This window comes from Treponema sp. OMZ 840, from assembly GCF_050937815.1.
Lineage (GTDB): Bacteria > Spirochaetota > Spirochaetia > Treponematales > Treponemataceae > Treponema_C.
The window spans coordinates 1-286 of the sequence record NZ_JACDIJ010000056.1 but is presented as its reverse complement, the minus strand read 5'-3'; the positions used below and the strand labels follow the sequence as shown (position 1 = coordinate 286).

Genomic DNA, 286 nt, shown 5'->3' with positions numbered 1-286 from the left:
CAATCCCGACCACAATCCCTCGCTTTTTTTCTTTTCCGCTGTTGCGGGCACTTGCGGAACGGGATTTTGTGCACTTGCCGCCTGTTGTGTAATGTCCGATTCGTTTTGTACGGGAGGAACGGACGGTACTCCGCCCGTATTCGGCAAAGACGGATTTTGTACAGGCGCCGCATTTTCGTTTCCCGACTGTCCTACAGTGTCAGCTGCTCCTCCCGAACCGCTTCCTGCCTGTGTGCCGCCCGGCGTTGTGCCGATGTTAGCGCCTCCCTGTTGAACGGGCGGCGTT

General features: G+C 57.3%; 1 protein-coding gene. It reads right to left on the bottom strand.

Features of this window, described 5'->3' with window-relative positions:
- Window positions 1–286, bottom strand: a 286-nt coding sequence (locus H0R92_RS14085; protein ID WP_432966321.1) for a hypothetical protein, incomplete at both ends; no start/stop codon positions are given.